This window comes from Actinoplanes derwentensis, from assembly GCF_900104725.1.
Taxonomy (GTDB): Bacteria; Actinomycetota; Actinomycetes; order Mycobacteriales; family Micromonosporaceae; genus Actinoplanes; species Actinoplanes derwentensis.
In genome coordinates, this window is sequence record NZ_LT629758.1 from 9,278,225 (window position 1) to 9,291,778 (window position 13,554).

Sequence of the window (13,554 nt, forward strand, 5' to 3'; positions counted from 1 at the left end):
ACCATGCGGCGCTTCATGCCGTGTTCGGGCTCATTCCGCCTCCGAGGCGAGGGCGTTCACCGCCGCCGCGGTGATGGCGCTGCCACCCCGACGGCCACTAACGATCAGGAACTCCAGCCCGGACTCGGCCAGCGCCTGTTTGGACTCGGCCGCCCCGATGAACCCGACCGGGATCCCGATCACCGCGGCCGGCCGGGGCGCACCCGCCTCGATCATCTCCAGCAGCCGGAACAGGGCGGTCGGCGCGTTACCGATCGCCACCACGGCCCCGCCGAGCCGGTCACCCCACAGGTCCAGCGCGGCCGCGCTACGGGTGTTCCCGATCTCCGCGGCCAGCGCCGGCACGGCCGGGTCCCGCAGCGTGCAGATCACGTCGTTGGTGGCCGGCAGCCGAGACCGGGTCACTCCTGACGCCACCATCGCGGCGTCACACAGAATCGGGGCGCCGCCGATCAGCGCCGTCCGGCCCGCGGCGACGACACCCGGGCTGAACCGGACATCCTCCACCAGATCCACCATCCCGCAGGCGTGAATCATCCGGACCACCACCCGCGAAACGTCCTCCGGCAGCCCCGATAGGTCCGCCTCGGCCCTGATGGTGGCGAACGAACGCCGATAGATCTCCGCGCCGTCGCGCACGTACTCCATCTCTCAGGCCCTCCTAGCCACTGCCACCACGTCTCCCAGCCCCCTCGTCCGGGGGCCGGCCGTGACCGGTTCGGCCCCGCCGATCCTCAGCGATCCCGCCGCCGCAGTCGATGGCCCGACCAGCCCGCTTTCCCCACCCGGTCCGCTTCCCGGTGCCGGACGCCGAGTGATCATGTAACCGTTGGTGGTGGCCTCGGCCAGGACGTGCGGGCCGGCCGGGCTGCCGCAGGCTCGCGCGCATCCGGCCCAGTGGACCGGCAGCCCGTCGACGAACCGGGCCGCGGCGACGGCGTCGGCCCGCACGTCGGCCAGCGATTTCGCGCACCCGGGCCGCCCGGCGCACGCGGTCACCCCGGACCACGGCGAGCCGGGCGTCACCGCGAGACCCGCTCCGGCCAGGCGATCCGCCCACGGCTGCGCCGCCTCCGGCGGCAGATCAGCCACCAGCACCCCGCGCCACGGCGTCACCACCAGATGGTCGGCGTCTTCCAGGACCCGCAGCTGTACGCCGGTCAACCGGCCCAACGGCACCAGGGCCGCGACCGCCACGAGCCCGTCCTGCTGGGGCACGATCCCGATCAGGTCACCCGGCTCCGTGGCACCGACCGGAACCGCGACCTCGACCGCCACCGGCGTCAGACCGAGCGCCGCCACGACCCTGGCCGACACCCGCCCCGGGCCGTCCCGAAGCTCCCGCAGCCGCCACACCGCTGAACCGCCGGCCAGCCGAACATCCTGCCGCGTGTCCTGTTGCACGTCCGTCCGGGTGTCGCGTTGCACGTCGCGTTCGGACAGGAACGCGTGCGCGGCCGCGATCAGCGCCGGAGCCACCTGAGTGGACTCCACCCGCACCCCGGTGTCGTGCCCGGCGAACCGGACAGCGAACAACGGATCCGCCGATTCACCCTGGTCATCGCTCACTCCGACGGGGATCGCCGCGACGTCCGAGGCGAGTGGGACATGCCCGATCGCGAACAGGAACTTCCCCGGCAGAGCGGGCAGCAGCGGGTCACCGAGGATCGCCCGGTCGAGCTCGTCCACCAGCACGCGCAACGCTTTGACGGGCAGGGGCGGGGCCGCGATGTTCCGTACGTTGTCGTGGGTCGTCGAAGGCAGCAGACCGGCCGACCGCAACCGGGCCGCCAGAGCCGGCGCATCGCCGGGACCCAAGCCTCTGAGCTGCAGGTTGGCACGCGAGGTCAACTCCAGCGCGCCGTCACCGAACTCCTCGGCCAGCTCCCGCAGCGACCGCAACCGCGCCCCGGACAGCATCCCGCCGGGCAGCCGCACCCGAGCCAGCATGCCGTCGGCCGCGGCGTGCAGCCGCAGAGCGCCGGGGCAGGCATCGGTCTCGGAGGTTCGACGGTGAGCCATGGCCCGGATACTACGGCCGCCCTCCGACACGAATTCACCTTCGGTGGGCCGTGGTCGGGAGCGTCACAGCGCCGGGTTCGCCTTGACGCGGGACACCGGGGTTCGGGAAGCTCAGGGGGCTCAACGGGCGGCGACGCCGCGGAGGAAGCCGGTGTGAGTCCGGCGCGGTCCCGCCACTGTCACCAGGGTTTTCTCCTGGCAGCCAGGAACTCCGGTCGCCGCCTTTCCTTTTCTACCCGGGGCGCGGACCCCGAGGGGGAGTGCGCGCGTGTTCCTGCTGCTGTCGACATCCGACACCGATCTGCTCAGCGCCCGGGCCAGTGGCTCGCCATGGCGTCTCGCCAACCCGGCCCGCACCGGCGTCGCCGATCTTCCGGCCCTGCTCGACGGGGTCGAGCTGGTGGTGGTGCGCATTCTCGGCGGTCGCCGCGCCTGGGAGGCGGGCCTCGACTCGCTGCTCGCGGGCACCGTGCCGGTGCTGGTGCTCGGTGGCGAGCAGGCCCCCGACGCCGAGTTGATGAGACTGTCCACGGTGCCGGCCGGCGTGGCCGCGGAAGCGCACGTCTACCTGGCCCAGGGCGGTTCGGAGAACCTCACCGCACTGCACGACTTCCTCTCCGACACGGTGCTGCTGACCGGCAACGGTTTCGCGCCCGCGGTCGCCGCGCCGGAGTGGGGCCCGCTGCCCCGCGAGGCCGCGCCCGGCACCGGCCCGTCGACCGTGGCGGTGCTCTACTACCGGGCCCATCACATGGCCGGCAACACCGCCTTCGTCGAGGCTCTCAGTCAGGCGATCGAGGCCAAGGGCGCCCGGGCGCTGCCGATCTACACGGCATCGCTGCGGACCGCGTCGCCCGAGCTGCTCGCCGAGTTGCGTAAGGCGGACGCCCTGGTGGTGACGGTGCTGGCGGCCGGCGGCACCAAACCGGCCACGGTGGGCGCGGGCGGCGACGACGAGGCGTGGGATGTCGGCGTCCTCGCCGACCTCGACGTGCCGATCCTGCAGGGCCTCTGTCTGACCAGCTCACGGGCCGCCTGGGAGGCCAGTGCCGACGGTCTGACACCGTTGGACGCGGCGACGCAGGTGGCGATCCCCGAGTTCGACGGCCGGATCATCACGGTGCCGTTCTCGTTCAAGGAGATCGACGAGGACGGGCTGTCGGTCTACGTGGCCGACCCCGAGCGGGCGTCCCGGGTCGCCGGGATCGCGGTGTCGCACGCCCGACTGCGGCATCTGCCGCCCGCGGAGCGCAAGGTCGCGCTGATGCTGTCGGCCTACCCGACGAAACACTCCCGGATCGGCAACGCCGTCGGTCTCGACACCCCGGCTTCGGCTGTCGCGCTGCTCGCCGCCCTCGACGGTCAGGGCTACAAGATCGGAGACTTCGGGTCGTACGACGGTGACGGCCTGATCCACACCTTGATCGCGGCCGGCGGCCAGGACCCGGACTGGCTGACCGAGGAGCAGTTGGCCGCCAACCCGGTGCGGATCTCCGGTGAGCGTTACGCGGCGTGGTTCGCGACCCTGCCGGCGGACTTCCGGGAGAGCGTCCAGCAGCATTGGGGCCCGCCGCCCGGCGAGCTGTACACCGATCAGGGCGACATCGTGCTGGCCGCGCTCCGTGACGAGAACATCGTCGTGATGGTGCAGCCGCCGCGCGGTTTCGGGGCCAACCCGGTGGCCATCTACCACGACCCCGACCTGCCGCCGAGCCACCACTACCTGGCCGCCTACCGGTGGCTGGCCGACGACTTCGGCGCCCACGCGGTGGTGCACGTCGGAAAGCACGGCAACCTGGAATGGCTGCCGGGGAAGAACGTCGGCATGTCCGCTTCGGACGGCACCGACGCGGCCCTCGGTGACCTGCCGCTGATCTACCCGTTCCTGGTCAACGACCCGGGCGAGGGCACCCAGGCCAAACGCCGGGCGCACGCCACCCTGGTCGACCACCTGATCCCGCCGATGGCCCGGGCCGAGTCGTACGGCGACATCGCCCGCCTGGAGCAGTTGCTCGACGAGCATGCCAACATCGCCGCCCTCGACCCGGCCAAACTGCCGGCCATCCGGGCCCAGATCTGGACCCTGATCCAGGCCGCCAAGATGGACCATGACCTGGGCCTGTCGAACCGTCCGGACGATGAGGAGTTCGACGACTTCATCATGCACATCGACGGATGGCTGTGTGAGGTCAAGGACGTCCAGATCCGCGACGGACTGCACATCCTGGGCGCGGCGCCGACCGGCGAGGCCCGGATCAACCTGGTCCTCGCGATGCTGCGGGCCCGGCAGATGTGGGCCGGCAAGGTGGCCGCCCTCCCGGGTCTGCGGGAGGCGCTGGGCCTGCCCGAGGAGGCTTCGACGGCCGCGACCGACGCGGTCGAGAACCAGGCTCGCGCCCTGGTGACGGCGATGGAGGAGGCCGGCTGGCCGACGACCGTCCCGGACTCCCTGGTGAGCACCGCCCTGGACACCGTCTCCGCCGCCCCGGCCGAATCGCCGGATCTGGAAGCGGTGACGCGGGTGCTGGAGTTCGCGGCGACCGAGGTGGTTCCGCGACTCGCCAAGACCACCGACGAGCTGACCCACGTGCTGCACGCCCTCAGCGGCGGCTACGTTCCGGCCGGACCCAGCGGCTCCCCGCTGCGCGGACTGATCAACGTGCTTCCGACCGGGCGCAACTTCTACTCCGTCGACCCCAAGGCCATCCCCAGCCAGCTCGCCTGGGAGACGGGGCAGGCGATGGCCGAGTCACTGCTCGACCGGTACCGCGCCGACTACGGCGACTGGCCCCGGTCGGTCGGCCTCTCCGCCTGGGGCACCAGCGCGATGCGGACCGCCGGCGACGACATCGCCGAGATCCTGGCCCTGATCGGGGTGCGGCCGGTCTGGGACCCGGCGTCCCGGCGGGTCACCGCCCTGGAACCGATCACGGCTGAGGAGCTGGGCCGCCCGCGTATCGATGTGACGGTCCGCATCTCCGGGTTCTTCCGGGACGCGTTCCCGCACGTGGTGGCGATGCTCGACGACGGTTTCCAGATGATCGCCGAGCTGGACGAGCCGGACAACTACGTGCGCGAGCACGCACTGCGTGATCAGGACGAGCACGGCGACTGGCGGCGGGCCACCACCCGGATCTTCGGGTCCCGGCCGGGGGCGTACGGCGCCGGCATCCTCCCGCTCATCGACAGCCGGAACTGGCGCGACGACGCCGATCTGGCCGAGGTGTACGCGGTGTGGGGCGGCTTCGCCTACGGCCGGGGCCTCGACGGGGTGCCGGCCCGCGGGGACATGGAGAACGCGTACCGGCGCATCGACATCGCGGCCAAGAACATCGACACCCGCGAACACGACATCGCCGACTCCGACGACTACTTCCAGTACCACGGCGGCATGATCGCCACGGTCCGCGCGCTGACCGGCAAGGCTCCGGCGGCGTACATCGGCGACTCCACCAACCCGGACCAGACGCGGACCCGCAGCCTGACCGAGGAGACCGCCCGGATCTTCCGGGCCCGCGTGGTGAACCCGCGGTGGATCGCCGCGATGCGCCGGCACGGCTACAAGGGCGCCTTCGAGCTGGCCGCGACGGTCGACTACCTCTTCGGGTACGACGCGACCGCCGGTGTCGTCACCGACTGGATGTACGAGCAGCTCGCCGCCAGTTACGTGCTCGACCCCGAGAACCAGAAGTTCATGCGCCAGTCCAACCCGTGGGCCCTGCACGGCATCAGCGAGCGCCTGCTGGAGGCCGCCGAACGCAACCTGTGGGAGGCACCCGAGCCGGACACGCTGGCCGCCCTTCAGCAGATCTACCTGGAGACCGAGGGTGACCTGGAGGACGGCCCGTCCTGATGGCAGGTCGGACGGGTGATCGTCCGACGTGAGTTTCCCAGCGACATCGACGCGATCCGGGCGGTGACGGCCGCGGCCTTCACCCGCCCGGCCGTCACCGACCTCGACGAGGTCGGCATCGAGCCCGTCGAGGCGGCCCTGGTGGACCGGTTGCCGGCCTTCTCCCTGGTGGCTGTCGACGACGGCGAGGTCGTCGGCCACGTCGTCTGCACCCGTGGCCGGGTCGGGGAGCGGGCCGCTCTCGGACTGGGCCCGCTCAGGGGCGCCGCAGCAGGTAGGTGTCCATGATCCAGCCGTGGCGCTCGCGGGCCTCGGTCCGGGTCTTGACGATCTCGTCGGCGACCTCGGCGACCGGCCCGGAGGCGAGCAGCTCATCCTCGGTGCTCACGTAGGCGCCCCAGTAGATCTCGGCTTCCGGATGCTTCGTGAAAGCCTGCTGCGCGTCCAGCATCACGACCACGTCGTCCACGCCATCCGGCCAGCCCTCGGCGAGGCGCCGTCCGGTGGTGATCTGGAACGGCTGCCCGACCCGGTTCAGCCCGATCCGGTGTTTGGCGGCGAGCGCGGAGACGCTGCTGATGCCGGGGATCACCTCGAACTCGAACTCGACTGCCCCACGGTCCAGGATCTCCTCCAGGATCGCGATGGTCGAGTCGTACAGCGCCGGGTCGCCCCAGACCAGGATGGCACCGATCTCGCCGTCCTTGAGGTTCTCGGTGATCAACTCTTCCAGCACCAGGGACCGCCGGTGCCGCCAGTCGGCGACGGTGCCGGTGTAGTCCGCCGGGTTCCGGTCCCGGTCGGGGTCCCGCCCTTCGATGATCCGTTTGCGCGGCTTCGAGTAGGCCCGGATGATCCGTTCCCGCACGTTGATCAGGCCGGCTTTGGTCTCACCCTTGTCGAGCAGGAAGAACACGTCGGTCCGGCCGATCGTCTTGGCCGCCTGAAGGGTCAGATGGTCCGGGTCGCCCGCGCCGATGCCGACTACAGATATCTTCCGCACGGCTGAAGTCTGCCTTACCGGCGGCAGCACATCGCCGCCAGGCTCACCGGCGGCGGTGGGTCGCGGCCAGGCCGGAGCGGTGGGCGATGGCGACGAGTTGCGCCCGGCTCGCGGCGTTCATCTTGGTGAGGATCCGATGGACGTACGTCCGGACTGTCTCGGGGCTCAGTGACAGCTCGCGGGCGACGGCCGTGTTGTCGTCACCGTTCGCGAGAGCCGCCAGCACTTCGGTTTCGCGGGCGGTGAGCCGGGCCAGGCGTGGGTCGTCGACCGGCTGTGGTGACGCCGCCGCGTGTCCCATGACCTGCCTGGTCACGCTTGGGGAGAGGACCGGTTCGCCGCGGGCGGCGGCGCGGACCGCGGTCCGTAGGGGTTCCGCCGCGGTGTCCTTGAGTAGGTACCCGTCAGCACCGGCCCGCATCGCCCCGAGCACCTCGTCGTCGGTGTCGAAGGTGGTGAGCATGAGGATCGCCACGTCCCGGCAGCCGGAGTCGGCGCGGATCGCCCGGGTGGCGGCGATGCCGTCGGTCCCCGGCATCCGAATGTCCATCAGGACGACGTCGGGCCGGATCCGGCGAACCAGCGCGACAGCGGCCGACCCGTCGGAGGCCTCCCCGGCCACCACGATCCCGCTCCTGTCCCCGGTGAGCAGCGCGGTGATCCCCGCCCGAACCAGCGACTGGTCATCGGCAAGCACCACCCGGATTTCACTCACGATCCCGTCCCCCACTCGTGAGGTGCGATCCGAACTCCCCGAGTCACCACATCGGTCCGGGGTGCGGGGCGGCTGACAGGTCGGGGCGGCTCGTCGGTGGGGAGAGCCGCGCTGACTCGCCAGCCGAGCCCGCCCGGTCCGGCGTCGAAACGCCCGCCGAGCACGGTGATCCGCTCCCGAAGCCCCGCCAGACCGGTCCCGCCCACGCCTGCCGATGCCGAATGCGGGCCGGTGGGGGAGCCGTCGTCCTCGACGCGGATCAGCAGTTCGCCGCCGGATGAGCGCATCTCGATCTCCAGCCGCCGCCCGGCCGAGTGCCGCAGCACGTTGGTCACCGCCTCCCTGATCAACCGGTAGGCCACCGACGGGTCCCGCACCGCCTCGAGTCCGGCGTGGACTTCGAAACCGGCGGCCCGCGCGGTCTTCAGCAGCTCTTCGACGTCCTCGATCGACGGACCCTGCACGGTACGCAGGTTCCGCACCGTTCCCCGCAGGTCCGCGAGGGCTTCGGTCAGTGCCCGCCCGACATGATCGAGAGCGGCGACCGTGGCAGCGGGGCTGCGGTGAGCCTCCTGCCGGGCCACGTTCGCCTGGATCGCGGCGACGGTCAGCGCGTGCCCGATCGAGTCGTGCAGTTCGCGGGAGAGTTCCCGGTTGTGTTCGTGGACGCGCCGTTCGGTTTCCCATTCGATCTGCCGCCCGGTCAGTGCCGCGATCCGCCGCCGGGCCCGGACCAGTTCACCGAGAGCGATCGCGGCGCCCATCAGCGCCAGATGCGCGGTTCCGTCGTAGAGCACCACGTACCCGAAGTCCTGCCCTTCCCGGAGCCGGAATCCCACCGAGACGCCGAGTGCCACGAACGCCCCGGCGCAGGCGCTGCGGCGGTGCCCGGCTTCGGCCGCCGAGTAGAGGGCGGCGGCCACCGGCACGGCCACCCCGATCGGTGGGAGTCCGGCCGCGTACCAGGTGAAGAGCCCGAGAACAGTGCACACCAGCACCGTCCGGGCCCACCGTCGGCGCCCGAGCATCAGCGCGCCGAGCGCGACCGCCGCGAGGTAGGCCCATCCGCTGCCGTGCCCGTCCAGCTCGGCCGAGGCGATCAGGGCCAGCACTCCGGCGACCCCGGCCGCGACCGCGGTGTCCACCAGCCGTTTCCGCACGTGTCCACCCTCAGGGTCGGTCTCGGGGAACACGGCGGTGCGCGGTCCACGAGGAGGCCATGGGAAAAGCCTAGGCCGGTTCCTCGGGGTCCGGGTACGCCGTGAAGCGACATCTGCTGACGCTCCCGGCGGGATTCGGCGCGGCGCTCCGATTCCTACCGTCGGTTCATGACGAGTTCCCTGAAGACGACGTTCTGGCTGCCGGCTGCTCTCGGCCTGCTGGCCGCGCCCCGGGCCGTTCTGCACGACCTCGAACTGATCGAGCCGGAGACCGGTCTCAACGCGGCGCTTGTCTTCGTACCGCTGATCGTCTGGATCGTGGTCGCGGTCCGCACCGAGGCCGGCCCGTTCCGGTTGCTGCTGCCGACCGGACTCGCCTACGGCACTTACCTCGCGGTGATCCACAACCTGCTGTGGGACGGCCAGGCCCGGCTCGGCGGAAACCTGTCGGGCCGCCTCTCCGGCCCGGCCGAGGAACTGGCGCTGCGCGCGACGATGTCGGTCTCCAGCCTGGTCACCGGCGTTCTGGTCGGCGCCGCCTGCGGTGCGGTGACGTGGCTGATCACCCGCCGGAAGAAGGACACCCGGCAGGGAGTCACTCGGTAGCAGAGGAGGCCTCCCCACACGAAAGGAGCCCCAGCCAGAAGGGCAGGAGATCTCCGGCCGGGAATGATCAGTCGGGCAACAGGGGAACGGACGGGTGCAGCTCCCGGCCGACCATCGCGGCCCGGCGCAGGGCGGTCGAGCCGAACCGGTCACGCACACTGTCGACCGCCGCGTCCAGGCCGTCGGCTCGTGGCTCCTCGAACGGCAGCTCCATCTGGACCGCGCCGTCGCCGTCGAGGTTGCTGACCGCCACTCCGACCAGGGTCAGGCCCCGGACGATGACCATCGGCCAGGCCTCGCGCAGTAGATCGACGGCGGTCCGCAGCACCACACCGGTCCCCATGGTGGCCGTGAGCAGGCTGCGGGACCGGGTGACCCGCTGGAAATCGCCGAACCGCAGTCGCAACGTGATCGTCCGCCCGGCCCGATGGGCCCGCCGCATGCGCCCGGTGACCCGGTCGACCAGCGCTCCGAGAACGGCCTCGACCTCGGCGGGACTGCGGGAGACGGCCCGGCCGAGCGCGCTCTGCGCCCCGATCGACCCGCGCCGCCGGCTGGTCTCGACCCGGCGTGGGTCCCGGTTGTGGGCGAGCGCGTGCAAGTGGTGGCCGGCGTTGCCGCCGAGCATGGCGACGAGCGCGGCCTCACCGACGCGGGCCACATGCCCGACCGTGTGGATCTGCCGTTCCCGCAGCTTGGCGGCGGTGACCGGGCCGACACCCCACAGCCTCTCCACCGGCAGCGGGTGCAGGAACTCCAGCTCACCGCCGGGTGGGACGACCAGCAGCCCGTCGGGTTTGCCGACTCCGCTGGCCACCTTGGCCAGGAACTTGGTGCGGGCCACGCCGACCGTGATCGCCAGCCCGGTCCGTGAGCGCACGTCGGCCCGCAGCCGCCGGGCGATCGCCTCCGGGTCACCCCGGATCCGTCGCAGGCCGTCGACGTCGAGGAACGCCTCGTCGATCGAGATCGGCTCGACGAGCGGTGTGGTGTCACGGAAGACCTCGAAGACCGCCTTGCTGGCCGCCGAGTAGGCCGCCATCCGGGGTGGCACCACCACGGCGTGCGGGCAGAGCGCCCGGGCCCGGGCGAGAGCCATCGGAGTCCGGACCCCGAACGCTTTCGCCTCGTAGGAGGCGGCGAGCACCACTCCGCCGCCGACCAGCACCGGCCGGCCACGCAGCGCAGGATCGTCGCGCTGCTCGACCGAGGCGTAGAACGAGTCCAGGTCGGCATGAAGAATCATGCGAGCTATATTAGTACGCATGTTCGAAGCGATGGGTTCCCGGCCCCACCACCTGCACCGACGACGGCAGCACGACCTCGGCCGACGTGCCCGGCGGCACCTCCACCTCCAGATCCAGGCGCCCGTCCGCGAGCCGCCAGGAAGAGCAGATCCGGCCGTACGGGCTGTCGTGGCCGGCCGAGGCGCTGGTGATCCCGCCACCCGGCACCGGCTCGATCCGGAAGTCGCGATAGCCGGGCGCCCCGACCCTGATCCCAGCGGTGTAACGGTGCAGGAACCCGGCGACCGCACCTTTCGAGTAATGGTTGAGCGAGTCCCGTGGCCGCCCGGCGGCATCCACCCCGTCCCACCACTCCCAGACCGTGGTCGCACCCCGGTCCAGCATCACCATCCACGACGGCTCGCTGTCCTGGAGCAGCAGTTCGTAGGCGACATCTGCGTGCCCGTGGTCGGCGAGCACCGGCAGCAGGTCGGCGGTGGAGAGGAAACCGGTGGCCAGGTGCGTGCCCGCGGCCCGGATCAGTTCGGCGAGCCGGTCGGCGGCCGCCTGGGTCAGATGCTCGGGAAGCAGACCGAAGGCCAGCGCCCGGACCAGATTGTGCTGAGTGTCCGGCCGGATCGTGCCGTCGGCGCCGATGAACTCGGCCTGCCAGGCGGCACGCACCGCGGCGGCGAGTGCCGTGTAACCCGCGGCCTCCCCGGTGCGGCCGAGGACTCCGGCGATGCGGGCCATCAGCGCGGCCGAGCGGAAGAAGTAAGCGGTGGCCACGTCGGCCTTGTCCCGAGCCTGATATTCGCGCATGTCCCCGATCTGTTCGCCGGGGATCAGCCACTCACCCCAGTGGAAACCGGTGTCCCACAGATGAGGGTCCGGTTTCCGGGCGGGGTGGTGTCCGCCGGCGGCCGCGCGCTCCACGTGATCCAGCCAGGCCACCATGGACGGCCACTGTTCGGCGAGGATCCGCTCGTCACCGTAAGCCTGATACAGCGACCAGGGGACGATCACCGCCGCGTCACCCCATCCGGCCGACCCGTTCCAGCCACCGAGCGGCCCGTGCCGGCCCTCAGCCGGCGGGCACGGTGACATGTTCGCCACCACACCGGTGTCCCACTGGTCGGCGGCCAGGTCACGCAGCCATTTGGTGCTGAAACCGGCGACGTCGTACAGGAAGGCCGCGGTCGGCGAGAAGACCTGCCAGTCACCGGTCCAGCCGGCCCGTTCCCGGGTCGGGCAGTCGGTGGGGATGTCACAGGCGTTGCCGCGGAAACTCCACAGTGCCGCCTCGTGCAGCCGGTTCACCCGCTCGTCGCTGCAGGTGAACCAGCCGGTCCGGCGCAGGTCGGTGTGCACCACGATGCCGGTGACCTGGGCGGGCCCGCCTTCGACCCGCACATAACGGAACCCGTGGGTGGTGTGCCGCGGTTCGAAGGTGTCCGCACCGGCCGGGGTGACCCGGTCGACCTGCCCGGCCGACAGCGGCTGCGGCAGGAACGGCATGTCCGGCGCGAGATGTCCGGTGTCCACGTCGCCGTCCGGCCCGAGCGATTCCCCGTGCGTCAGGGTGATCTGCCCGGTCACACCGGCGAGCCCGGTGAGGCGTACCCAGCCGTTGATGTTCTGCCCCAGGTCGACGACCTGCCGCCCGGCCGCCGGGAAGGTGACGGCCACCGGCGACAGCTCCTGGACCCGGCGCACCGGCGGAGCCACCACCCCGACCAGCCCACCGAACCCGATCTCAGTCGCGACCTCGACGGGCATCCCGGCCGAAGGTTGCGGTGCGCGGGTGGGCACTCCGGTAGGAGGTTGCGGTGCGTGGGTGGACACCCCGGCAGCAGGCTGCGCTGCGTGAGTAGGCGCTTCGGCAGCAGGTTGCGGAGTGCGAGTGGGCTGCTCGGCGGAGGGGCGTGGTGTGCGGGTGGCTCTGTCGCTGGTGGGCTGTGGGCTGGAGGTGGGCGCTTCGAAAGTGGGCAGTGGGCCGAGGTCCGAGGTTTGGCCTTCGATCAGGTCGGCCGTGCGGATCGGGGAGGGCAGGGTCGTCCAGGTGCTGTCGGTGCCGCCGATGATGGTGCCGTCGGCGTGTAGCTGGGCCAGGAACGCGGTTCGGCCGCCCCACTGGTCGGCGGATCGGAGCAGGCCTACCTGGCCGCGGAACCAGCCGTCGGAGAGGCGTACGACGATCTCGTTGTCGCCTGGCCGAAGTAGTGCTGTCACGTCGTAGGTCTGCACCTGGAGCCGCACCGTGTACTGGGTGAAGCCGGGCGTCAGCTCCTGATCGCCGACGCGCTGCCCGTTCAGGAAGACCTCGTAGAGGCCGTGCGCGGTGGCATAGAGCCGGGCCCGCGTGACGGTTTCCGGGCAGGTGACGATGCCGCGCAGGTCGTGGGCCGGTCGCTGCCCCGCAGGCGGGATGTCGGTCTCGGCGGGCCGGATCCAGCTCGCGGTCCAGTCACCGGGTTCGAGCAGGCCCGTCTCCAGCGAGCACGGTCCGGACCAGTCGCTGTCGCCGAGTTCGGTGCGCACCCGGACCTGCCAACTGACGTGTTCCGCCGACTTGAGCGGCGCGAACGGCCAGTCGACCAGGATGTGGCCGGCGTCAGCGACCCACCCGGTGTCCACGACATCGCTGCCCGGGCTGGCGGTGTCCCGACCTGCGGTGTCCGGGCCGTCGCTGTTCATGCCTGCGGTGTCTCGGCCCGCCGGGTCCGGGCCGTCGGCAGTCTGACCATCGACGAAGTGGTCGTCGGTGGTGCGGGCGTCGCGGGCGCGGGTGTCGAGGGAGTGGCCGTTGGTGGTGCGGATTTGATAGGCGAGCTGGCGGGCAGCTTCAGGGGGCAGTCGCCAGGACAGACGGGGTCGTCGCTCGCCGATGCCGAAGGCGTGATCGAGGTGTTCGACGCGGGTCATGGCCGCGACCCTAGGTGTTAAAAACTGAGTATACAAGGTTTTCG

10 protein-coding genes and 1 riboswitch are annotated in these 13,554 nt (G+C 71.4%); of the genes, 3 read left to right on the forward strand and 7 right to left on the reverse strand.

The window, feature by feature from the left end; translation table 11 throughout:
* Nucleotides 1-30: 30 nt before the first annotated feature.
* Both BLU81_RS41525 and BLU81_RS41530 read right to left on the reverse strand, forming a co-directional pair.
* The gene (locus BLU81_RS41525) at nt 31-648 is read right to left on the reverse strand and encodes a precorrin-8X methylmutase (RefSeq protein ID WP_092554407.1); all 618 of its coding nucleotides are present in this window, start codon (nt 646-648) and stop codon (nt 31-33) included.
* Between the two features lie 3 nt (nt 649-651).
* A complete protein-coding gene (locus BLU81_RS41530) occupies nt 652-2,022 on the reverse strand; it encodes a precorrin-3B synthase (protein WP_092554410.1) in 1,371 nt (456 codons plus the stop codon).
* 107 nt (nt 2,023-2,129) lie between these two features.
* Nucleotides 2,130-2,252, forward strand: a riboswitch (cobalamin riboswitch).
* A gap of 38 nt (nt 2,253-2,290) precedes the next feature.
* Between BLU81_RS41530 and cobN the strand changes: the two genes are divergently transcribed.
* Nucleotides 2,291-5,875 (forward strand): cobaltochelatase subunit CobN, encoded by a 3,585-nt coding sequence (gene cobN / locus BLU81_RS41535; RefSeq protein WP_092554413.1) that lies wholly within the window; start codon nt 2,291-2,293, stop codon nt 5,873-5,875.
* A gap of 15 nt (nt 5,876-5,890) precedes the next feature.
* Nucleotides 5,891-6,163, forward strand: coding sequence for a GNAT family N-acetyltransferase (locus BLU81_RS41540; protein ID WP_092554416.1), 273 nt, complete (start codon nt 5,891-5,893; stop codon nt 6,161-6,163).
* Here BLU81_RS41540 and cobF read toward each other — a convergent pair.
* The 3 genes from cobF to BLU81_RS41555 are packed head-to-tail and all read right to left on the reverse strand — an operon-like array spanning nt 6,132 to nt 8,753.
* On the reverse strand, nt 6,132-6,878 hold the full coding sequence (gene cobF / locus BLU81_RS41545; protein WP_092554419.1) for a precorrin-6A synthase (deacetylating): 747 nt from the start codon (nt 6,876-6,878) through the stop codon (nt 6,132-6,134). The genes BLU81_RS41540 and cobF overlap by 32 nt on opposite strands.
* Nucleotides 6,879-6,921: 43 nt before the next feature.
* Nucleotides 6,922-7,593: a response regulator gene (locus BLU81_RS41550; protein WP_092558381.1), complete on the reverse strand. Its 672-nt coding sequence runs from the start codon at nt 7,591-7,593 to the stop codon at nt 6,922-6,924.
* Nucleotides 7,590-8,753, reverse strand: coding sequence for a sensor histidine kinase (locus tag BLU81_RS41555; RefSeq protein WP_092554421.1), 1,164 nt, complete (start codon nt 8,751-8,753; stop codon nt 7,590-7,592). Before BLU81_RS41555 ends, BLU81_RS41550 begins: the two co-directional genes overlap by 4 nt.
* Before the next feature lie 168 nt (nt 8,754-8,921).
* On the opposite strand from BLU81_RS41555, the gene BLU81_RS41560 reads away from it, so the two are divergent.
* Nucleotides 8,922-9,359, forward strand: a complete 438-nt coding sequence (locus BLU81_RS41560; protein WP_092554424.1) for a hypothetical protein — start codon at nt 8,922-8,924, stop codon at nt 9,357-9,359.
* 67 nt (nt 9,360-9,426) lie between these two features.
* Here the strand turns inward: BLU81_RS41560 and dinB are convergent, their stop codons facing one another.
* Both dinB and BLU81_RS51155 read right to left on the reverse strand, forming a co-directional pair.
* Nucleotides 9,427-10,605 (reverse strand): DNA polymerase IV, encoded by a 1,179-nt coding sequence (dinB, locus tag BLU81_RS41565; RefSeq protein WP_092554427.1) that lies wholly within the window; start codon nt 10,603-10,605, stop codon nt 9,427-9,429.
* Nucleotides 10,606-10,615: 10 nt separating this feature from the next.
* On the reverse strand, nt 10,616-13,510 hold the full coding sequence (locus tag BLU81_RS51155; RefSeq protein WP_231953762.1) for a family 78 glycoside hydrolase catalytic domain: 2,895 nt from the start codon (nt 13,508-13,510) through the stop codon (nt 10,616-10,618).
* Between the last annotated feature and the right edge of the window lie 44 nt (nt 13,511-13,554).